Origin of the sequence: Streptomyces sp. NPDC007971 (assembly GCF_042958635.1) — a bacterium.
GTDB lineage: Bacteria > Actinomycetota > Actinomycetes > Streptomycetales > Streptomycetaceae > Streptomyces.
The window spans coordinates 21,842-42,804 of record NZ_JBIBJK010000012.1; the positions used below are offsets into that span (position 1 = coordinate 21,842).

The 20,963-nt window shown below is 71.6% G+C and carries 14 protein-coding genes; 6 read left to right on the plus strand and 8 right to left on the minus strand.

Going from position 1 to position 20,963, the window contains the following annotated elements:
• Positions 1–208: 208 nt before the first annotated feature.
• The gene (locus tag ACFZCP_RS25020; RefSeq protein ID WP_391430115.1) at positions 209–721 is read left to right on the plus strand and encodes a DUF6912 family protein; all 513 of its coding nucleotides are present in this window, start codon (positions 209–211) and stop codon (positions 719–721) included.
• Positions 722–1,013: 292 nt separating this feature from the next.
• Positions 1,014–1,682: an HAD family hydrolase gene (locus ACFZCP_RS25025; protein ID WP_391430117.1), complete on the plus strand. Its 669-nt coding sequence runs from the start codon at positions 1,014–1,016 to the stop codon at positions 1,680–1,682.
• A 79-nt stretch (positions 1,683–1,761) separates the two neighbouring features.
• Here the strand turns inward: ACFZCP_RS25025 and ACFZCP_RS25030 are convergent, their stop codons facing one another.
• Complete coding sequence (locus ACFZCP_RS25030) at positions 1,762–2,328, minus strand: DJ-1/PfpI family protein (RefSeq protein ID WP_362700966.1); 567 nt, start codon at positions 2,326–2,328, stop codon at positions 1,762–1,764.
• An 829-nt stretch (positions 2,329–3,157) separates the two neighbouring features.
• Between ACFZCP_RS25030 and ACFZCP_RS25035 the strand changes: the two genes are divergently transcribed.
• The 3 genes from ACFZCP_RS25035 to ACFZCP_RS25045 all read left to right on the plus strand — a co-directional run bounded on the left by ACFZCP_RS25035 (position 3,158) and on the right by ACFZCP_RS25045 (position 10,237).
• Positions 3,158–8,116 (plus strand): NAD-glutamate dehydrogenase domain-containing protein, encoded by a 4,959-nt coding sequence (locus tag ACFZCP_RS25035; protein WP_391430119.1) that lies wholly within the window; start codon positions 3,158–3,160, stop codon positions 8,114–8,116.
• Between the two features lie 197 nt (positions 8,117–8,313).
• Positions 8,314–8,781, plus strand: a complete 468-nt coding sequence (locus ACFZCP_RS25040; protein ID WP_391430121.1) for a GtrA family protein — start codon at positions 8,314–8,316, stop codon at positions 8,779–8,781.
• On the plus strand, positions 8,762–10,237 hold the full coding sequence (locus ACFZCP_RS25045) for a hypothetical protein (protein ID WP_391430123.1): 1,476 nt from the start codon (positions 8,762–8,764) through the stop codon (positions 10,235–10,237). The genes ACFZCP_RS25040 and ACFZCP_RS25045 overlap by 20 nt, the downstream gene beginning before the upstream one ends.
• Positions 10,238–10,473: 236 nt before the next feature.
• Here the strand turns inward: ACFZCP_RS25045 and ACFZCP_RS25050 are convergent, their stop codons facing one another.
• The 4 genes from ACFZCP_RS25050 to ACFZCP_RS25065 all read right to left on the minus strand — a co-directional run bounded on the left by ACFZCP_RS25050 (position 10,474) and on the right by ACFZCP_RS25065 (position 16,221).
• The gene (locus tag ACFZCP_RS25050) at positions 10,474–12,138 is read right to left on the minus strand and encodes a glycosyltransferase (RefSeq protein WP_391430125.1); all 1,665 of its coding nucleotides are present in this window, start codon (positions 12,136–12,138) and stop codon (positions 10,474–10,476) included.
• Positions 12,135–14,339 carry a CDP-glycerol glycerophosphotransferase family protein gene (locus tag ACFZCP_RS25055; protein WP_391430127.1) on the minus strand — a complete coding sequence of 735 codons (2,205 nt, stop codon included), beginning with the start codon at positions 14,337–14,339 and terminating at the stop codon, positions 12,135–12,137. The genes ACFZCP_RS25050 and ACFZCP_RS25055 overlap by 4 nt, the downstream gene beginning before the upstream one ends.
• 102 nt (positions 14,340–14,441) lie before the next feature.
• The gene (locus ACFZCP_RS25060; RefSeq protein ID WP_362693093.1) at positions 14,442–15,314 is read right to left on the minus strand and encodes an ABC transporter ATP-binding protein; all 873 of its coding nucleotides are present in this window, start codon (positions 15,312–15,314) and stop codon (positions 14,442–14,444) included.
• Positions 15,307–16,221, minus strand: coding sequence for an ABC transporter permease (locus ACFZCP_RS25065; protein WP_391430130.1), 915 nt, complete (start codon positions 16,219–16,221; stop codon positions 15,307–15,309). The genes ACFZCP_RS25060 and ACFZCP_RS25065 overlap by 8 nt, the downstream gene beginning before the upstream one ends.
• Positions 16,222–16,422: 201 nt before the next feature.
• On the opposite strand from ACFZCP_RS25065, the gene ACFZCP_RS25070 reads away from it, so the two are divergent.
• Positions 16,423–17,049 carry a TetR/AcrR family transcriptional regulator C-terminal ligand-binding domain-containing protein gene (locus ACFZCP_RS25070; protein ID WP_391430132.1) on the plus strand — a complete coding sequence of 209 codons (627 nt, stop codon included), beginning with the start codon at positions 16,423–16,425 and terminating at the stop codon, positions 17,047–17,049.
• A 223-nt stretch (positions 17,050–17,272) separates the two neighbouring features.
• Here ACFZCP_RS25070 and ACFZCP_RS25075 read toward each other — a convergent pair whose 3' ends face one another.
• From ACFZCP_RS25075 to ACFZCP_RS25085, 3 genes are all read right to left on the minus strand, one after another.
• The gene (locus ACFZCP_RS25075; RefSeq protein ID WP_391430134.1) at positions 17,273–18,280 is read right to left on the minus strand and encodes an ADP-ribosylglycohydrolase family protein; all 1,008 of its coding nucleotides are present in this window, start codon (positions 18,278–18,280) and stop codon (positions 17,273–17,275) included.
• 10 nt (positions 18,281–18,290) lie between these two features.
• Positions 18,291–19,271, minus strand: coding sequence for a UDP-glucose 4-epimerase GalE (galE, locus tag ACFZCP_RS25080; protein WP_391430136.1), 981 nt, complete (start codon positions 19,269–19,271; stop codon positions 18,291–18,293).
• Positions 19,272–19,348: 77 nt separating this feature from the next.
• Positions 19,349–20,959 (minus strand): glycosyltransferase, encoded by a 1,611-nt coding sequence (locus ACFZCP_RS25085; protein WP_391430807.1) that lies wholly within the window; start codon positions 20,957–20,959, stop codon positions 19,349–19,351.
• Positions 20,960–20,963 lie beyond the last annotated feature (4 nt).

The following is a 20,963-nucleotide window of genomic DNA, read 5'->3' on the forward strand; positions in this document are numbered from 1 at the left end:
CACCTATCCGGGTGGTGCGGGCCCTTGGAGGTCCCGCGGACAAGCGGCCGGACAGGGTGAGATGCGGGCGCGTGGTGGACGGGGCCGAGGGTGCGGGCGGGAACCCGAAAGGGGACGGCGCACGTATCCTGAAGGCCCGTCGGGAGACGCGCCAGCCGCCCTCCAACGGGCCTCAGCGGAGCCTTTGACCAGGAAAGAGCGGCCAGCCATGCGCGTCTACGTCCCCCTGACCCTTCCCGGGCTCGCCGAGGCGCACAAGACGGGCGAGCTGGGGAGCGGCCCCTTCGCCGCGTATGCCGTCACACCCGCGCTGCGCGAGTGGTACCTCTCCGACGACATCGAGGAACTGGAGTACGCGGCGCTGAGCCGGGCCGCTCAGGCCTCGCTGCGGCTGCTGGCGGCCGATCCGGGTGCCGTGCGGCGCCGGGTCGTGGTCGCCGTCGACGTGGCCGACGGGACCGCGACGGCCGACCCGGACCGCGGGCTCGATCCGGCGGCGCTCGGGGAGGTGACCGTGGCCGGGACGGTGAAGCTCGCCAAGGCGGCCGCGGTGCATGTCGACGCCGATGACGCGGAGGAGGATGTCGCCGCGGCGGCGCAGGCGCTGGGAGCGGCCGACGGCGGGGACGACGACGCGCAGTTCGTGGTGGACGGGGCCGACGACCACGAGTTGCTGTGGTACGCCACGCAGGAGATCCCCCACCTGGTCGACCTCGCCTGACCGAACGCCGGCCCCGACTCCGGCTGTCCCTGCTCCGGCCGCCCCCTCTCGGGCCCGACCCGACTCCGGCCGTCCCTTCTCGGGCTCGACCTCGCCCTGGCCCAAGCTCCGGCCCGTCCGATCCCTGGCCCGACCGAGCCGCGCGCTGGATCCCGAGCCGGACCCCGGTCCGCCCCCTGGCCCGCCCCTGGCCTGGCCCGGCCGGGTCCTCTTCCGGCCGAGCCCTGTTCCGGGTCCTGGCCGGATCGCCGACGTGACGTGATTGTCAGTGGGGGCGGGTACGGTTTTTCGCATGGGGATGCACGGAAGCGCGCACATTGTCTGGGACTGGAACGGCACGCTGTTCCACGACAACGACGCGATCATCGGGGCGACGAACGCGGCCTTCGCCGAGCTGGGGCTGGCGCCGATCACACTGGAGCAGTACCGGACGCTGTACTGCGTCCCGGTGCCGAAGTTCTACGAGCGCCTGCTCGGCCGGCTTCCGACGGATGCCGAGTGGGAGCGGATGGACGGCGTCTTCCACCGGCACTACATACAGCACCGCGTCCGCTGCGGCCTGACCGAGGGGGCGGCCGAGCTGCTGGCGGAATGGCGGTCGGCGGGGCACAGCCAGTCGCTGCTGAGCATGTACGGGCACGAGGAGCTGGTGCCGCTGGTGCGCGGCTTCGGGATCGAGGGGCACTTCATGCGGGTCGACGGGCGTACGGGGCCGTCCGGAGGCAGCAAGGCCGAGCACATGGTGCGGCATCTGGAGGCGATGAGCGGGCCGGTGGAGGCCGCGCGGACCGTGGTGATCGGCGATGCCGCGGACGATGCGGTTGCGGCGCGGCATGTGGGAGCCCGGGCTGTGCTGTACACCGGTGGTTCGCACGGCCGGGCCAGTCTGGAGGAGGTCGGGGTGCCGGTGGTGGACACGCTGGCCGAGGCAGTGGCGGAGGCCCAGCGCATAGCGGCGTAGCCGTGGGCGGGAGTATGAGGCGCTCTGTGCCGGGGCCGGGCAGGGGGCGGCGCCGCCTAGCGGCGGCCGCGCCGTGCGGTCATGTCACCGGGGCCTTGGCCCGCAGTACGGTGAGGAACTCGCGCATCCAGGCCGGATGATCCGGCCAGGCACGGGCCGAGATCAGGGTGCCGTCGACCACTGCCTCGGAGTCCTCGAAGTGGGCTCCGGCCGACTGCATGTCGAGTTCCAGGGCCGGGTAGGCGGTGACCCGGCGCCCGCGCAGGCTGTCGATCGCGGCGGTGAGCAGCGGACCGTGGCAGATCTGGGCGACCGGCTTGTCCGCGTCGAAGAACGCCTTGAGGATCTTGCGCAGTTCGGGGTCGTTGCGCAGGTACTCGGGCGCCCGGCCGCCGGGGACGACGAGAGCCGCGTAGTCCCCGGGGTCGACCTCGGAGAACGCGAGGTCGGCGGGCCAGGTGTAACCGGGCTTCTCGGTGTAGGTGTCGAAACCGGGTTCGAAGTCGTGGACGACAAACCGGAGTGTCTTGCGGGTGGGGGCCGCGATGTGGACGTCGTAGCCCTCCTCGCGCAGGCGCTGATAGGGGTAGAGGACTTCCAGGGACTCCGCTGCGTCGCCGGTGATGATGAGGATCTTCGCGGGCATGTCGGCTCCTCCTGCACGGGCACGGCCCCTCGGCGGGGGATGGGCACTGTCCTGGCAACGTGCCTCGGCCGGGCGTGCTTGCCAAGAGGGCCCGTCGCTTTCAGGGTGTGGCCCGAAGGCCTCGGGCGCGACCGGATGTGTGGACGGGCTGTGACCGGACGGGCTGTGACCGGACGTGCGACAGGACTCGACCGGGTGCGCGGACCGGGTGCGCGGACCGGGCGTGGCCGGGTGCGCGCCGGCTCGCGACCAGGTGAACGGGCCGGCTGCGACCAGGTACGTGGATCGGGTGTGGCCAGGTACGTGGATCGGGTGTGGATCGGGTGTGGCGGGATGGGTGAACCGGACGCGACCGTTCACGCCCCGGGGTGACCTGATACGCCACCGGACGCCTCCCCGGCGCTGTGCAGAACGTCAAAGTTCTCCCCACTGTTTTGTACACATACGGCTCATGACGGGCCCGGGGTGAGGAGCGATAGCCTTGGTGGCGTGATCAGCGCGATATCTCGCGGGGGCGCTCCTGCCCCTGCCCTGCGCCCGGGTTGCACGGAACACCTCCGTGACCGGGCGGCGGTCGCTGATCTTTGCGGGCAGGACGGGGGCGCGGAAGCCCCCGGGAAGCCGGGCACGGCCCGGGACGCGGCGGTGCCGAGAGCAGCGTCACACCCCGTGGACGTGCCGAGAATGGCCGAATACCCCCCGCTCATCTCACCTCGCGGCATACCGTCGAATCGGTCCGGACACCCCGGGCCGTGGCGTCGAGCCGGAGGGGAAGAGACCGTTTTTCCTTCTACGTCACGCAACGGCGCGCGACAGGAGCCAGAGGACAATGCAGACCAAGCTGGACGAAGCCAAGGCCGAGCTGCTCGAACGGGCCGCCCGGGTAGCTGAGAACAGCCCGGTCGGGGGGCACCTACCGACCGGGACGACGGGCGAGGGTACGGCCGGCACTCTCGACAGCGAGTCCGTGCTCGCGTTCCTCCAGCGTTACTACCTGCACACCGCGCCGGAAGACCTGGCCGACCGCGACCCGGTCGACGTCTTCGGTGCCGCGGTCTCGCACTACCGGCTCGCCGAGCACCGCCCCCAGGGCACCGCGAACGTCCGGGTGCACACCCCGACCGTGGAAGAGAACGGGTGGACCTGCAGCCACACCGTGGTGGAGGTCGTCACCGACGACATGCCCTTCCTCGTGGACTCGGTCACCAACGAGCTGACCCGGCAGGGCCGCGGCATCCACGTCGTGATCCACCCGCAGATCGTCGTCCGGCGCGACCTCACCGGCAAGCTCATCGAGGTGCTGCCCGCCGCGCCCGCCGGCGGTGACCTCCCGCACGACGCGCACGTCGAGTCCTGGATCCACGTCGAGATCGACCGTGAGACGGACCGCGCCGACCTCAAGCAGATCACCGCCGACCTGCTGCGCGTCCTGTCCGACGTCCGCGAGGCCGTCGAGGACTGGGAGAAGATGCGGGACGCGGCGTCCCGGATCGGCGGCGGTCTGGAGAGCGAGGCCCTGCCGGCCGATCTGCCCGCGGCCGAGGTCGAGGAGGCCCGCGAGCTGCTGCGCTGGCTGTCCACCGACCACTTCACCTTCCTCGGCTTCCGCGAGTACGAGCTGCGCGACGACGACACGCTCGCCGCCGTGCCCGGCACCGGTCTCGGCATACTGCGCTCGGACCCGCAGCACGCAGAGGACGACCAGCACCCGGTCAGCCCCTCCTTCGAGCGGCTCCCCGCCGACGCCCGCGCCAAGGCCCGCGAGCACAGGCTGCTCGTGCTGACCAAGGCCAACAGCCGCGCCACCGTGCACCGGCCCTCGTACCTGGACTACGTCGGCGTCAAGAAGTTCGACGCGGACGGCAACGTCGTCGGCGAGCGCCGCTTCCTCGGCCTGTTCTCCTCCGCCGCGTACACCGAGTCGGTCCGCCGGGTCCCGGTCATCCGCCGCAAGGTCGACGAGGTCCTGGAGCGCGCCGGCTTCTCGCCCGACAGCCACGACGGCCGCGACCTCCTCCAGATCCTGGAGACCTACCCGCGCGACGAGCTGTTCCAGACCCCGGCCGCCGAGCTCCAGGCCATCGCGACGAGCGTCCTCTACCTGCAGGAACGCCGTCGGCTGAGGCTCTACCTGCGCCAGGACGAGTACGGCCGTTACTACTCGGCCCTCGTCTACCTGCCGCGCGACCGCTACACCACCGGTGTCCGGCTGCGGATCATCGACATCCTGAAGGAGGAGCTCGGCGGCATCAGCGTCGACTTCACCGCCTGGAACACCGAATCGATTCTCTCCCGGCTGCACTTCGTCGTCCGCGTCCCCCCGGGCACCGAGCTGCCCGAGCTGTCGGACGCCGACAAGGACCGCATCGAGGCCCGCCTGGTCGAGGCCGCCCGCTCCTGGGCCGACGGGTTCGCCGAGGCGCTGAACGCCGAGTGCGGCGAGGAGCGCGCCGCCGAGCTGCTGCGCCGCTACAACAACGGCAACTCCTTCCCCGAGGGCTACAAGGCCGACCACACGCCGCGCGCGGCGGTCGCCGACCTGGTGCACCTGGAGCGGCTGAGCGAGGAGAAGGGCAACGACTTCGCGCTGAGCCTGTACGAGCCGGTGGGCGCGGCCCCCGGCGAGCGCCGCTTCAAGATCTACCGCAAGGGCGACGCGGTCTCCCTGTCCGCGGTGCTGCCGGTGCTCAGCCGGCTCGGCGTCGAGGTCGTGGACGAGCGCCCGTACGAGCTGCGCTGCTCGGACCGCACCCTCGCCTGGATCTACGACTTCGGCCTGCGCATGCCCAAGGCGCTGGGCGGCGGCAACGGGGACTACCTCGGCGACGACGGCCGCGAGCGGTTCCAGGAGGCGTTCGCCGCGACCTGGACCGGCCAGGCGGAGAACGACGGCTTCAACGCCCTCGTGCTGAGCGCCGGCCTCACCTGGCGGCAGGCGACGGTGCTGCGCGCGTACGCCAAGTACCTGCGGCAGGCCGGCTCCACCTTCAGCCAGGACTACATGGAGGACACCCTCCGCAACAACGTCCACACCACCCGGCTCCTCGTCTCGCTGTTCGAGGCACGGATGTCCCCGGACCGCCAGACGGCCGGTCTGGAGATCGTCGACGCGCTGCTGGAGGAGCTGGACGCGGCCCTGGACCAGGTGGCGAGCCTGGACGAGGACCGCATCCTGCGCTCCTTCCTGACCGTCATCAAGGCGACCCTGCGCACGAACTTCTTCCAGGAGACGGTCGGCGGCGGTCCGCACGCGTACGTGTCCATGAAGTTCGACCCGCAGGCCATCCCGGACCTGCCCGCGCCGCGCCCGGCGTACGAGATCTGGGTGTACTCACCGCGCGTCGAGGGCGTGCACCTGCGCTTCGGCAAGGTCGCGCGCGGCGGTCTGCGCTGGTCGGACCGGCGTGAGGACTTCCGTACGGAGATCCTCGGCCTGGTCAAGGCGCAGATGGTGAAGAACACCGTCATCGTGCCGGTGGGTGCCAAGGGCGGCTTCGTCGCCAAGCAGCTGCCGGACCCGAGCGTGGACCGGGACGCCTGGCTGGCCGAGGGCATCGCCAGCTACAAGACGTTCATCTCGGCGCTGCTCGACATCACCGACAACATGGTCGCCGGCGAGGTCGTGCCGCCGCAGGACGTCGTCCGGCACGACGGCGACGACACCTACCTGGTGGTCGCCGCCGACAAGGGCACCGCGACCTTCTCCGACATCGCCAACGGTGTCGCCGAGAAGTACAACTTCTGGCTCGGCGACGCCTTCGCCTCCGGCGGCTCGGCCGGCTACGACCACAAGGGCATGGGCATCACCGCCCGCGGCGCCTGGGAGTCCGTGAAGCGGCACTTCCGCGAGCTGGGCGTGGACACGCAGACCGAGGACTTCACGGTCGTCGGCATCGGCGACATGTCCGGTGACGTGTTCGGCAACGGCATGCTGCTGAGCGAGCACATCCGCCTGGTCGCCGCCTTCGACCACCGGCACATCGTCATCGACCCGAACCCGGACGCGGCCACCTCCTACGCCGAGCGCCGCCGCCTGTTCGAACTGCCCCGCTCCAGCTGGGCGGACTACAACACCGAGCTGCTGTCGGCCGGCGGCGGGATCTTCCCGCGCACCGCCAAGGCGATCCCGCTCAACGCGCACATCCGCGAGGCGCTGGGCATCGAGGAGAAGATCTCCAAGATGACCCCGGCCGACCTGATGAAGACGATCCTCCAGGCGCCGGTGGACCTGTTGTGGAACGGCGGCATCGGCACCTATGTGAAGTCGTCCGCGGAGTCCAACGCGGACGTCGGTGACAAGGCCAACGACGCCATCCGCGTCGACGGTGCCGACCTGCGCGTCAAGGTCGTCGGCGAGGGCGGCAACCTGGGCCTGACCCAGCTCGGCCGCATCGAGTTCGCGCTGCACGGCGGCCGGATCAACACCGACGCGATCGACAACAGCGCCGGCGTGGACACCTCCGACCACGAGGTGAACATCAAGATCCTGCTGAACGGCCTGGTCGCGGACGGCGACATGACCGTCAAGCAGCGCAACAAGCTGCTCGCCGAGATGACCGACGAGGTCGGCGCGCTGGTGCTGCGCAACAACTACGCGCAGAACACGGCGCTCGCCAACGCCCTCGCCCAGTCCAAGGACATGCTGCACGCGCAGCAGCGGTTCATCCGCCACCTGGTCCGCGAGGGCCACCTGGACCGGGCGCTGGAGTTCCTGCCCGCCGACCGCCAGATCCGCGAGCGGCTGATCCAGGGGCAGGGCCTGACCGGCCCGGAGACGGCCGTGCTGATGGCGTACACGAAGATCACGGTTGCCGAGGAGCTGCTGCACACCTCGCTGCCGGACGACCCGTACCTGCGGAGCCTGCTGCACGCCTACTTCCCGACGGCGCTGCGCGAGCGCTTCGCGGACGCGGTCGACAGCCACCCGCTGCGCCGCGAGATCACCACGACCGTGCTGGTCAACGACACGGTCAACACGGGTGGTACGACGTATCTGCACCGCCTGCGCGAGGAGACCGGTGCCTCGCTGGAGGAGATCGTCCGCGCCCAGACCGCGGCCCGCGCGATCTTCCGCTCGGCGCCGGTGTGGGACGCGGTCGAGGAGCTGGACAACAGGGTCGACGCGGACGTCCAGACCCGGATCCGGCTGCACTCGCGCCGTCTGGTCGAGCGTGGCACGCGCTGGCTGCTGAACAACCGGCCGCAGCCGCTGGAGCTCGCGGAGACGGTCGAGTTCTTCGGCGAGCGCGTCGAGCGGGTCTGGCAGGAGCTGCCCAAGCTGCTGCGCGGCGCGGACCTGGAGTGGTACCAGCACGTGTACGACGAGCTGTCCGCGGCCGGTGTCCCGGACGAACTGGCCACCCGCGTGGCCGGGTTCTCCTCCGCCTTCCCGGCGCTGGACATCGTCTCGGTGGCCGACCGCACCAACAAGGAGCCGCTGGACGTCGCCGAGGTCTACTACGACCTCGCCGACCGCCTCGGCATCACCCAGCTCATGGACCGGATCATCGAGCTGCCCCGCGAGGACCGCTGGCAGTCCATGGCCCGCGCCTCCATCCGCGAGGACCTCTACGCGGCCCACGCGGCGCTCACCGCGGACGTCTTCGCGGCCGGCAACGGCACGTCGACGCCCGAGCAGCGGTTCAAGGCCTGGGAGCAGAAGAACGGCGCGATCCTGGGCCGGGCGCGCACCACCCTGGACGAGATCCGCGGTTCGGACTCCTTCGACCTCGCCAACCTGTCGGTGGCGATGCGTACGATGCGGACGCTGCTGCGCTCGCATTCGTAGCCGTAGGGCACTGAGGGCGCCCCGGGCCGGTCATGGCCCGGGGCGCCCTCAGTTCTGCCCCGGCCCTGCCCTGCCCCATTCCCGCGCCGTCTTGCCCCCGACTTGCCGACGGCTTGCCGACGTTTAGGGAAAACCGTGCGGTGAATTTACCGTTTCCTGCTAATCGGGGTGTTTCGGCTAGGGTCTGGGCTGTGACAGTGAACCTCACCGAGACCCGTCCGGCGCCTCCCGCGCCGGCTCCGGAACGGCCGGTCACGCGCGTCGTGCTGGAAGTCGTGAAGTTCGGGGTCGTCGGCGGCAGCGGCGTCCTCGTCAATTTCCTCGTCTTCAACCTGCTGCTGCACGGCCTGCGGTGGCAGGCGATGACCGCGACGGTCCTGGCCAGTTGTATCGCGATGGCGACCAATTACCTGGGCTTCCGCTATTTCGCCTATCGCGACCGGGCCTCGCGGTCCCGCCGACAGATCGTGCTGTTCTTCGTCTTCAGCGGTATCGGTGTGGTGATGGAAATCGGCCTGTTCTGGGTCGGGTATCACGGTCTCGGTCTGCACAGCGTGCTCGAATCGAATGCGGTGAAGGCGCTGTCGATCGTGCTCGCCTCCGCGTTCCGTTTCCTCGTCTACCGCACATGGGTGTTCCAGCAGGATGCGCGCCATCTCGCCTAGCACCACGAGCGCCGGCCGCGCACTGCCCCAGGCCGCCGCCGCGCTCGTGGTGGTCCTTCTCCTCCTGGTGATCGTCCGCCTGCCCTGGGTGGGCGACCTCGGCATGCACGCGGCGACCGTGCAGCGGCTGCGGCACAGCCTGCTGCACCCGGGCAACCCGCTGGTCGACGCCGACACGCCGAGCCCGTACTACTCGCCGTGGATGCTGGTGCTCGGCTGCCTCGCCAAACTCACCGGCCTCTCCGTCTTCGTCGTGCTGCGGATCGGTGCGTTCGTCGCGCTCGGACTGCTGGTCACCGGCGTGTGGCGGTACGTCCGCACGCTCAGCGCCCACCGTGCCGCGCCCGCTCTGGCGCTGCTGAGCCTGGTCCTCCTGTGGGGCCCTGCGCTGTTCGACTGGAGCGGCTTCCTCGGCCTCGACTCGCTCGCGCTGACGGTGTCTTACCCGAGCGTGCTCGCGCTCGGCCTCTCCTTCCACTTCTGGGCATGGCTCACCCGTGCGCTGCGCGAGGAGACCGGCTGGGAGAAGTGGCTCGGGCTCGGCCTGCTGTGGGGGCTGATCCTGCTGTGTCACCAGTTCACCGGGGTCGTGGCGACCCTCGGCGCGCTGGCCATGGTGATCGCCGCGCGACCGGGCCGGGCGGTGCTGCTGCGGCTCGGCGCCGCACTGGTCGTGGGCGTGGTCCTGCTCGGGCTCTGGCCGTACTACGACTTCTTCGCGCTCTTCTCCGCGGGCACGGACCTCGAAGCGATCCACCGGCCGCTCTACGACGACCTGGCCGGCCGGTTCGGGCTGGCACTGCTCGGGGTCGTGGCCCTGGGCATGCGCTGTCGGCGGGACCGCTGGGACCCCTTGGTCCTCTTCTTCCTCCTCGGCGCGCTGATGTTCGCCGCGGGCGGGCTGACCGGGCACTACTCCTGGGGCCGCGCCCTGCCCGCCGCGCTGATCCCGGCCCAGCTCGCCGCCGCTCTGGAGGTCGTGTCGGCGGGGAAGCGGGCGGTGCGGACCGGCTGGGCGTGTGTGCTCGGCGCCGCGCTGGCCGTCGGGGCGTGGACGCAGGTGGGGACGCTCGGGTACGTGGTCGGGCGCGATGCGCTGCCCGGTGCGGTCGCGGCGAAGTACCGGGAGCCGTGGGTGGGGTACCACTGGATCACGCCGTGGGTGAAGGACGGGGATGTGGTGATGGCCCGGACGATGCCGGCGCGGCAGATCCCCGCGTACGGGGCGTACACCGTGGCGCCCGGCTATCCCGATGTGTTCCTGCCGGATGCGGGGAGGCGGGATGCGGCGGTGAAGCGGTACTTCGCTGCGGGGACGTCGGGGGATGCGAGGCGGGCCATAGCGCGGGAGTACGGCGTGCGGTGGGTTGTGGGGGCGAAGGGTTCTGCTGAGCCGTGGTTGCGGCGGGTGGCCGGTGGGCCGCGGGGGCAGGTGCTGTACGAAGTGGAGCGGTGAGCCGGGGCTGACCGCCGGGTGCCGGGTGCCGGGTGTCCGTGCGTGGCTGGGAGCGCACCGAAGGGGCGCGGGGAACTGCGCGATCAGCCCCCGCGCGCCCGCAGCCGAAGACCCGGCGCTCGGCGATCGCGCCCGCAGCCGAAGACCCGGCGCTCGGCGATCGCCCCCGCAGTCGACCAGCCGGTCCTGCGACTGCCTGGCCCTCACGCACCCGCAGTCGAAGAACCGGCCGGCGATTACCTCAGAACACTCGCCACCAGTCGTGCTGCGTTGCGGATCTTCGGGCGGGCCATCTTGCGGACCACCGGGCGGATGACGCGGGCCGTCACGCCCACCGGGCGCCAGCGGATCTGGAGGCGGCCTGGATTGCGCCCCTCCGGTTCGACGGTGACCTCGTGGGGGGTTGCGCCCGAGCGGTACTCGACACGGGCGGTGACGCTCGGGAAGTCGAGGGGCGCCAGGAGCAGCCCGGAGTGCGCGAGTCCCTGCTGTTCCAGCCGGAGCAACGGGTGGCGCACCCCGTCGAAGCCCTGCACGGACAGTTGTGCCGTCGCGAGATCGAGCTGGACGCGGCCCTCGAAGACACCGGGGCTCACCGGGTCCAGGCGGAAGGGGACCGTCATACGGCGGCGGGACGGGGCCAGGACCAGACTCGCGCGTTGCGGGCCCACCGGCAGCCGCAGCCCGGGGTCGTAGGTGCGGATCGCGAGGGTGAGGGTGGCGCCGCTGCCCGGGGTCAGCTCGGTGATCTCGTGCCGGAAGTGGGCGCTGGGGAACGGCCGGGTGTCCAGCTCCAGGTCGCAGACGTCCAGTTCGCGGCGGGCCCGGTCGCCGGAGGGCACGATGTCGCCCCAGTACGTGGCGCCGGACTCGTCGGCGGTGACGTGCCTCGGCGCCACCGGGTGGCCCAGGCCCCGTGCCGCCTGCCGGACGTCGGACAGACGGCCGTCGCGCAGGAGTTGGAGGACGATCCGTTCCTGGCGGGGCAGGCGGGCGTAGGCTCCCTCGGCCAGCGTCTCCAGGTACGGGTTCATGATCTCGGCGAAGGACTCCAGCCACGCGTCGTCCCGGTAGGGCAGATCACCCGCGTACATCCGGAAGTCGTGCTTGAGGAACTTGAAGTCCTTGTCCTCCCGCAGCCCGGCGTGCCCGCTGCTGACCAGGAAGTCGTCGATCAGACGCTGGACGTGCACCCGGTCGGCGACGTTGGAGATCTTGTGCCGCTGGTTGGAGATGGAGGCCGACGCGGCGGCCGCGAACGGCTCGATGTACCAGACGTACACCGGGTCCGGGATGATCGTGAACGCCTTTGCCAGGCAGTATGCCTGCGCCGAGAACAGCTGGTCCTCGTAGTGGATGCCCTCGGGGAAACGGAGTTGGTGGCGGTCGAGGAAGGCGCGGGCGTACATCTTGCTGGTCGACAGGTGCTCGAAGAGCAGCCGGGGGTCGGACTCGATGCCCTCCACCGTGCGGCGGTCGGCGACCAGATGCGGCATCCAGGTCGTGCGGCGCCCGTTGTCCACCCGTACCCGCCGCACCGCGCCCATGGCGAAGTCCACCTCGCGCTCACGGTGCGCGGCCAGCAGCAACTCGACCGCGCGGGGCGGGAGTTCGTCGTCGCTGTCGAGGAACATCAGGTACGGCGCCCGGGCGATCTCGATGGCCCGGTTGCGCGGGGCGCTGCAGCCACCGCTGTTCTCCGGCAGCCGCAGGTAGCGGACGCGGTGGTCCTGGGCGGCCAGCTGCCGGGCGACGGCCGGGGTGTCGTCGGTGGAGTGGTCGTCGCTGATGACGATCTCGATGTTGGCGTGGGTCTGGGCCCGCAGGGAGGCTACCGCCCGGGGGAGCCGTGCCGCGTCGTTGTAGACGATGACCGTCACCGTGACGTCGGGGGTCGTCATGCCGTGGCCTCCTCGGGGGTCGGGGCGGGGGTGCGTTCGTCGAGCGGGATCACCGGGGGCAGTGCCTGCTCGGGCTCGCCGAGGAAGACCCGCCGTACGACCCGCTCGGCTGCGCGCCCGTCGTCGTACTCGCAGAACCGGCGCCGGAACGCGGCCCGCGCCTTCGCCGCGCTCTCGTCCCGCCAGGCGCCCGACAGGAACATCTCCGTCAGCTCCTCCTGGGTGCGGGCCACCCGGCCCGGCGCCTCGGCCGTCAGGTCGAAGTACACGCCCCGGGTGGTCCGGTACGTCTCCCAGTCGTCGGCGTAGACGACGATCGGGCGGTCGAGGTTGGCGTAGTCGAACATGATCGACGAGTAGTCCGTGACCAGCGCGTCGGCGGCCAGACACAGTTCCTCGACGGGGTCGTAGGAGGAGACGTCGATGATCCGGCCGCTGCGGCGCAGTCCGGTCAGCGGGGAGGCGGCGCCGCCGTAGAAGTAGTGGGCGCGCACCAGCAGGACGGTGTCCTCGCCGAGGCGGTCGGCCAGCGCGGCGAGATCGAGGCGGGGGGTGAAGCCGGCCTCGTAGTCGCGGTGGGTGGGGGCGTAGAGGACGGCGGTGCGCCCGGGGGCGATGCCGAGGCGTTCGCGGGCGGCGCGGACGGCTTGCGCGTCGCTCCTGTAGAAGACGTCGTTGCGCGGATAGCCGTAGTCCAGGGAGGTGAAGCGGGCCGGGTAGGCGCGCTCCCACATGCGGGTGGAGTGGCTGTTGGCGCTGACGCTGTAGTCCCACTTGTCGATGCGGGCCAGCAGCGCGGCGAAGTCCAGGCCCTTGGCGGCGGCCGGGTGCTCCATCTGGTCCAGGCCCATGCGCTTGAGCGGGGTGCCGTGGTGGGTCTGCAGATGGATCGCGTCGGGGCGCTTGACCACCGCGTTGGGGAAGTTGACGTTGTTCGTCAGGTACTTGGCGGTGGCCAGCGTCTCCCAGTAGCGGCGGGTGCCGGGGACCACGTGGTCCGTGCCGGGCGGCAGCAGGGCCGCGTTCTCCTTGTTGACCACCCACACCCTGTGGATGTGCGGGGCGAGTTCGGCGAGCTTGCCGGCGACGGCGGCCGGGTTGCAGGAGACCCCGCGGTCCCAGTAGGCCGCGAACACGGCCAGGTTCGGGTCGACGGGGCGGCCGAGCGCCCTGCGGTACTGCTGGTCGCGCAGCTTCGCGCCGATCTGGCGCTTCTGGGTCCTTACGGTCTTCCTGGCGGCGCGCCGGCCGCGGTTGGCGGCCTGGAAGGCGCGGTAGCGGGTGTAGGCGCCCTCTTCGAGCAGGGCGTGCCGGACGCCCTCGATGCCGGCCGGGCGCTGGTGGCCCTCGGGGCGCCAGCGGACCGCCGCCAGGGAGGCGCGGCGGAAGAACTCGCGGGCCACGGCGTCGGGCAGGTTCTCGCCGGCGAAGGTGCGCACCAGGTCGCGGACCATCAGGTCGTACAGCACCGCACGGGCGGCGCGGCGGTCCTTGGCGAGTGCCAGCAGCGACTCGTAGCGGTCGATGAGCGCGAACCGGTCCTCGAAGGTGAGCTGCGGCAGGCTCTCGGGGCGCAGCTTGCGGTCCTCGTACGCCACCTGGTTCAGGCAGGCGACACGGCCGGCGTGCAGCAGGGCGGCCTGGGCGGCGTAGGGCTCGTCGTCGGTGGTGAGCTGCTCCTGGTGCGCCTGCCAGAAGGCGGCGCGCAGGGCGCGGGTGCCGAGCAGCGGAGTGAGGCGCAGCAGGTCGGCCGCCTCGTCCAGGACCAGGTCGGCCCGGCCGGCGCCGGCCAGGAGGCGGCCGTCGCGGGAGGGGGTGGAGGCGCTCTGCCAGGTGGTGGTGGAGTGGCCGAGGAGGAGGACGTCGACGGTGGCGCCCGTGTCGTCGAGTTCGGCGGTGCGTTCGGCGATCAGCCGGGACGCTCCGGCCGGCAGGCCGTCCTTGGCGTGCACGAAGTGCAGCCAGCGGCCGGACGCCCGGGCGGCGCCCGCCGCCCGGGCCGCCGCGTTACCGGTGCCGTCCGGCAGGGGCACCACGACCGTTTCGGGGGAGTGGCCCTCGGCCGTCTCCCGTGCCCAGTCGCCGACTCCGGCGACGATCACCTCGGCGTCCGGAAGCGGGTGGGCTTCCAGCGAGTCGAGCAGTTCGGTCAGATGCCCCTGGGCGTTCGGCCCGTAGACGATGATGCTGAGTTGGGGCATCGCTGGGGTCTCCTTCGGCTCGTCGTCTCAAGGGGCCACCTTTCATAACATACTGTCACTAGACGTATGAAAGGGATAACCGCGCCTGAGGTAAGAAGGGGCTCACGAAGGAAGAGGAACCTTGGGAGCCTCGGGTTTCGGTGCCGCCTGCTTCGGCGCCGGCTTCTTCGCCTTGTCGCTCTTGTCACCGGTGAAGGCCTCGTACTCCTTCAGGACGTCCTCGGTCGCCCCGTCCATGCGCAGTTCGCCGCGCTCCAGCCACAGCACCCGCTCGCAGGTGTCACGGATCGACTTGTTGTTGTGGCTGACCAGGAAGACCGTGCCCGCGTGCTGCCGCAGCTCACGGATCCGCTCCTCGGAGCGTACCTGGAACTTGCGGTCGCCGGTGGCGAGCGCCTCGTCGATCAGCAGGACGTCGTGGTCCTTGGCGGCGGCGATGGAGAAGCGCAGCCGGGCGGCCATGCCGGAGGAGTAGGTGCGCATCGGAAGGGTGATGAAGTCGCCCTTCTCGTTGATCCCGGAGAAGTCGACGATGTCCTCGTAGCGCTCCTTGATCTGCTCGCGGGACATGCCCATGGCGAGGCCGCCGAGGTAGACGTTGCGCTCGCCGGTCAGGTCGTTCATCAGGGCCGCGTTGACGCCGAGCAGTGAGGGCTGGCCGTGGGTGTAGATGTGGCCGTTCTCCACCGGGAGCAGGCCGGCGACCGCCTTGAGCAGGGTCGACTTGCCGGAGCCGTTGGTGCCGATCAGGCCGATCGCCTCGCCCTTGTAGGCGATGAACGACACCTTCTTCACCGCGTGCACCCGGCGCACGCCCGATGCCTGCTCGGCCTGCTTGCGGCGCAGCATGCGGTTGAGGGCGGCGGTGGCGGTGCCGCGGCCGGCGCCGGTCCCGTTGACCCGGTAGACGATGTCGACGCCGTCGGCGACGACGGTGGGGATGTTCGCGTTGTTCGCGGGTGTCTGCTCAGCCACGGCCGTACGTCTCCTCAGCCTTCCAGAAGTAGATGAAGCCGCCGATCCCGGCGAGCAGGGCCCAGCCGGTGGCTGCCGCCCACACGTGCGGGGGGAGCTGCTTGCCGTGGAAGCTGTGGATCAGCGAGTACCGCATGAGGTCGATGTAGACGGCGGCCGGGTTGGTCTCCAGCGCGACGGTGACGAGGTGCGGCAGGTGGTCCTTCTTGGTGAGCTTGCTGATGCTCCACATCACACCGGACACGTACATCCAGGTGCGCAGCACGAACGGCATCAGCTGGGCGATGTCCGGGGTCTTGGCGCCCCACCGGGCCATGATCATCGAGACGCCCGCGTTGAAGACGGACTGCAGGACCAGCACGGGGATCGCCAGCAGCCAGCGGGGGGTGACCGGGATGCCGAAGGACAGGATGATCACGACCAGCGCGGTCATCGAGAACAGCAGCTGCTGGAGCTGCTGGAGGCAGAAGGAGATCGGCAGTGAGGCGCGCGGGAAGTGCAGGGCACGGACCAGGCCGAGGTTGCCCGAGATCGCGCGGGTGCCCGCCATGATCGAGCTCTGCGTGAACGTCCAGATGAACACGCCCGTGACCAGGAACGGGATGTAGTCCGGCACACCCTTGCTGGTGCCCAGGAGCACGCCGAAGATGAAGTAGTAGACCGCCGCGTTCAGCAGCGGGTTCATGACCTGCCAGACCTGGCCGAGCTTCGCCTGGCTGTACTGGGCGGTGAGCTTGGCGGTGGCGAAGGCGGTGATGAAGTGGCGGCGGGCCCAGAGCTGGCGGACGTACTCCGGCAGGGAGGGGCGGGCGCCGCTGACCGTGAGGCCGTGCCGGGCGGCCAGCGCCGCGAGGTCGTCGTCGGCCGGGACCTGGGTGGGGGGCGGTGTGTGGAGGACCTGGCTCACATCCGCTGCTTTCGCTCGGGGGAGGGGGGTGCGTCCGGCTGCCGCCGGGGCTGGGGGGTCCCCGTCCGTCGTCCGGCGTTTCCTTACGCTTCTCTTCATGTTCTCTTACGTCGGGACGGGACCGTATCGTCGCAACGTGAGCGTAGAACCATCGACCGTCGGAACGCAACCGTTTCGTCGTAACGCCCTATGCTGGTCCGCATGACGACGAACGCCGACGAGGCCCCGAAGCGCGCGCGCCGACGGGCCCCCGCCGGGGCCGCCGTGCTCCGGGAGGACGTGACCGAGGCCATTCGCGCGGCCGTCTTCGGGGAACTGGCGGCCGTCGGCTATGCCCGCATGTCCATCGAGGGCATCGCGCGGCGGGCGGGCGTCGGCAAGACGGCGGTCTACCGCCGCTGGCGTTCCAAGCTGCACCTGGTGCTGGACGTGGTCTCGGCAATGGCGGTACTGGGCCTGCCCGTGCCGGACACCGGCTCCCTGGAGGGGGACCTTGGCCTCCTCTACGAGGTCACCTCCCGCGCCCTGCGCCACCCCGTCGCCTCCCAGATCATTCCCGATCTGCAGGCGGAGGCCGCCCGCAATCCCGACATCGCCGAGGCGCTGCAGAAGGCGCTGCGGGACGGGCAGGAAGGGGTTGCCAGCAAGATCGTCGCGGCGGCGGAGCGGCGGGGGGAGATACGGGCCGGGGTCGACGCCGACCTGGCCCTCGACCTGATCTCCGGCCCGCTGTACTGGCGCTCGGTGGTCATCCGCACCCCGAAACTCCCGAAGGGCTACCTGGAGAACCTGGCCCGGGCGACGGCGGGGGCACTGAAGGCGCTGTGAGACCGGGCGGTGCCCGCCGCCGGGCCGGGCGGGGGCGCTTGCCCGCTCTGGCTGGATGCCGCTGCGCCCGCCCGCGCCGCCTGGTGTCCCCCGGGCCCTTCAGGCACTGGCGGGAGGCATGGCTGCCCGCAGCCAAGCGCCGTGCAGGGGTGCGGGGAACTGCGCGATCGGCCACGGTGTGCCCGCGGCCGGGGACGGCCCGTGCTGCGGCGGCGGCCACCCGCTACGCCAACCGCCGGGCCAGCTCGATCAGATGCGGCGCCCTCAGCACCCGCCCCCCGAACCCGGGCAACGGCACATGCACCACGTCGGCCCACCGAACCGGCACCGCCGCCGCGCCGTACACCGCTCCCGCCAGCGCCCCGGTGACCGCCGCCACCGTGTCCGTGTCGCCGCCCAGGTCGACCGCCGCGCGTACCGCCTCCTCGTAGGACCCTGTCGTACGCAGGGCCCAGACCGCCGAGCCGAGGCAGGGCCAGACCGCGCCGTTGAACTCGGTGGCCAGGTCGGGGTGCCAGTCGGGGGAGAGGACGGTCGCGTACCGGGCCCGGTGGCCGGGGTGGAGCGCGCCCAGGGTGGCGGGCAGGGCGGGCAGCGGGTCCGCTCCGGTCAGGGCGATCCGGATCAGCTCGTGCAGGACGGCCGTGCCCTCCCAAGCCGCTGGGTCACCGTGTGTCAGGGCGGACAGGCGGCGGGCGGCGTCCATGGTGGCCTCACGGCCGTGGCGGGCGAAGTGGACCGCCGAGGGGGCTGCCCGCATCAACGCCCCGTTGCCGGCCGCCCGTTGGCTGACCTCGAAGTGCCGGGCCGCGGCCGTGTCCCAGAGGTTGCCGCTGGTCAGGACCGCCTCCGTCTGCAGGCCGATGTCCTTCGGGTCGGCTGCGGCCCACTGCTGGAAGCGCCGGAAGACGTCCGGGAGGTCCAGCCCGCCGCATTCCAGCAGCGACTCGGCGGTCAGGACCGCCAGCTGTGTGTCGTCGGTCGCCTCGCCGGGGTCCCAGCCGCCGCCCCCGCACATCTCGCCGCCGTGCCCGGGGTGCGGGAAGCGGGCCGAGAAGGCGCCCTCGGGGCCGAACTCGAAGGGCGCCCCCAGGGCGTCGCCCACGGCGGAGCCGAGCAGGGCACCGACGGCGCGTTCGGCGCGTTCGCTGTGCCCGGAGTGCCCGGAGTGCCCGGCGTGCTCGCTGTGCCCGGAGTGCCCGGCGTGTTCGGTGCGTGGGGTGGCGGTCATCGCGGGGAGCCTATGACCGTGCCGCCTCCGGGTGCAGTCGTACCCAGCCCTCCCAGGCCGAGGTGATCATGTCCTGGACGTCGTACTTCGCCGTCCAGCCCAGTTCCGTGGCGATGCGGTCGGCGGAGGCGACGACCCGGGCGGGGTCGCCGGGACGGCGCGGGGTGACGGTGGGCGGGCGGCCGTAGCCGGTGACCGCGTTGATCCGGTCGATCATCTCGCGGACGGAAACGCCCTCGCCGCGGCCGATGTTGACGGTCAGGTCGTGGCCGGGCGTGGAGCGCAGCACGCGGGCGACGGCCACGTGGGCCTCGGCGAGGTCGACCACGTGGATGTAGTCGCGCACACAGGTGCCGTCGGGGGTCGGGTAGTCGTCGCCGAAGATGCGCGGGGCGGCGCCCTCGGTGAGCTTCTCGAAGACCATGGGGACGAGGTTGAAGACGCCCGTGTCGGCCAGTTCGGGGGTGGCCGCGCCCGCCACGTTGAAGTAGCGAAGGGAGGCGGTCGCAAGGCCCGTGGCACGGCCCGTCGCGCGCACCAGCCACTCGCCCGCCAGCTTGGTCTCGCCGTAGGGGGAGAGGGGGAGGCAGGGGGTCTCCTCGGTCACGAGGTCGACGTCCGGCATGCCGTACACCGCCGCCGACGACGAGAACAGGAACGAGGGGACCTGCGCCGCCGTCACCGCCTCCAGCAGGACGCGCAGCCCCTCCACGTTCTCCCGGTAGTAGTGCAGCGGCTGGTCCACGGACTCGCCCACCTGCTTCTTCGCCGCGAGGTGGACGACCCCGGTGACCTCGTGCTCGGCGAGGGTGCGAGCCAGCTTCTCGCCGTCCAGGACGGAGCCCACCACCAGCGGCACCTCCTTGGGCACGCGCTCGCTGACGCCCGTGCTCAGGTCGTCGTAGACCACCGTCCGCTCGCCCGCCTCGGCCATCGCACGTACGACGTGCGCCCCGATGTATCCGGCGCCGCCGGTGATCAGCCAGGTCATGTACTGCTGTCCCCTCATCGGCCGGCCGGCGCTCGCCGGCGGCTCTCGGTCCCATGTCGCTCGGTGGGTGGTGTTTCTCAGTGAAGCAGGCGGCGCAGCCGCCCACGGGCGATCTTGACGACTCCGCGCAGCCCGGTGGCCACGCGCAGTGCGAGCGCGCCGGAGTGTGTGGCGTACGGCTGGACCAGCAGCACACCGTGCCGGGCGCTGGGGACGGCGTGCCGGCGCAGCCGGCCGGCGCCCGCCACGGCGTGCGCCGTGGCGTCCCGGTGCGTGCCGTCCGCGAAGCGCACGGTCAGGCGCAGGTCCCAGGTGCCCGCGCCGAGCGCGGTCAGGTCGACGGGCACCTCGGCCGACCAGCCGTCCGTGCCCGAGGGCGCGAAGGCGGTCGTCGCGCGCTGAGCCGTGCGCCCGTCCTCCCTGCACTGCCACTGCACCTCCACCTCCTGCGGACCGGCTTCGGCCATCCGCCCGTACAGCTCGTGCAGCCGCAGATCCAGGCGGGTGCCACGCGCGCGTGCGTGCAGTTCGCCGTCCACGGCGAGAGGCAGCACGCGGGGCGGGCGGGTCAGGAAGGGGGTGAGGGTGACCTGGGGGAGGTCGGCGGACCAGACGGGCGTGCCGTCGGGGACGCGGGCGTAGGGCGGGAGCAGCCGGGCCGGGCGGGCGGCCAGCTCCTTGAGCCGGGGCAGGTCGCACGGCTCGGGGGACTCCAGCACGACCCTGGCGAGCAGCCGGCCGGGCGCCGTCGGGTTCGGCTCCCAGTCGGCGACGTCGTAGCGCGCGAGGTACTCGCGGGTGTGCGCCCACCACGCGCGCTGGTAGGACGCGTCGCGCAACCCCAGCTCGCGTGCGTACATGCGCACCTCGTGGTCCAGGAACTTGGCCCGTGCCGCCCGGGCCAGTTCCTTCTGGCCGGCGCCGAGCAGGATGTCGTACGCCAGCTCGCACGCCTGCGTACGCGCCTTCCAGTTGTCGATGCGCTCCCGGTCCAGGGAGAGCGACAGCCGTTCGGCGGACCGGCGTACGTGCCACACGTACACGAGGTCCGGCACGAGCGCGATGCGCGGTGCGGCGGCCAGGACACGGGCCGTGAACACGATGTCCTCGTAGAGGAAGCGGCCCTCGGGGAAGCGGATGCCGTGCTCGCGCAGGAAGCCCGTCCGGTACAGCTTGTTGACGCACAGCGTGTCGTGGGTCAGCCGGGGGTGCTGGGCGGGGCGGGCGAGGACGGTGTGCGCCGCATAGAGGGGCGCCTGCCAGGGCTGTTCACGCCCCGAGGGCAGTTCCCTGCGCACGCACAGGCCGCCGGCGACCTCGGCGTGCGCCCCGGTGGCCGCCGCCAGCAGGGCGTCCACCGCTCCGGGCGGCAGCACGTCGTCGCTGTCCAGGAACATCGTGTACGGCATCGTCACCGTGTCGATCCCGGTGTTGCGCGGGCTGCCGCAGCCGCCGCTGTTCACCTCCCGGCGCACCACCCGCAGCCGGGGCTCCTCGGCGGCCAGTTGCGCGAGCAACTCGCCGCTGCCGTCGGTGGAGCAGTCGTCCACGGCGACGACCTCGCCGACCGCCGGCCCCTGAGCGAGCGCCGAGCGCACGGCCTCGGTCACATGGGCGGCGTCGTTGTAGCCGATGACGACGACGCCGACCTGAGGGGGCGTCTCGGGGTCTGAGAGGTCCGGGAGCATGAGT

Coding starts and splice junctions, on each gene's coding strand:
- ACFZCP_RS25085 (WP_391430807.1), bottom strand. CDS start 20,959: ATGCTCCCGGACCTCTCAGACCCCGAGACGCCCCCTCAGGTCGGCGTC.
- ACFZCP_RS25030 (WP_362700966.1), bottom strand. CDS start 2,328: ATGCCCGCGAAGATCCTCATCATCACCGGCGACGCAGCGGAGTCCCTG.
- ACFZCP_RS25055 (WP_391430127.1), bottom strand. CDS start 14,339: ATGCCCCAACTCAGCATCATCGTCTACGGGCCGAACGCCCAGGGGCAT.
- ACFZCP_RS25075 (WP_391430134.1), bottom strand. CDS start 18,280: ATGACCGCCACCCCACGCACCGAACACGCCGGGCACTCCGGGCACAGC.
- ACFZCP_RS25045 (WP_391430123.1), top strand. CDS start 8,762: ATGCGCGCCATCTCGCCTAGCACCACGAGCGCCGGCCGCGCACTGCCC.
- ACFZCP_RS25070 (WP_391430132.1), top strand. CDS start 16,423: ATGACGACGAACGCCGACGAGGCCCCGAAGCGCGCGCGCCGACGGGCC.
- ACFZCP_RS25025 (WP_391430117.1), top strand. CDS start 1,014: ATGGGGATGCACGGAAGCGCGCACATTGTCTGGGACTGGAACGGCACG.
- galE (WP_391430136.1), bottom strand. CDS start 19,271: ATGACCTGGCTGATCACCGGCGGCGCCGGATACATCGGGGCGCACGTC.
- ACFZCP_RS25050 (WP_391430125.1), bottom strand. CDS start 12,138: ATGACGACCCCCGACGTCACGGTGACGGTCATCGTCTACAACGACGCG.
- ACFZCP_RS25020 (WP_391430115.1), top strand. CDS start 209: ATGCGCGTCTACGTCCCCCTGACCCTTCCCGGGCTCGCCGAGGCGCAC.
- ACFZCP_RS25035 (WP_391430119.1), top strand. CDS start 3,158: ATGCAGACCAAGCTGGACGAAGCCAAGGCCGAGCTGCTCGAACGGGCC.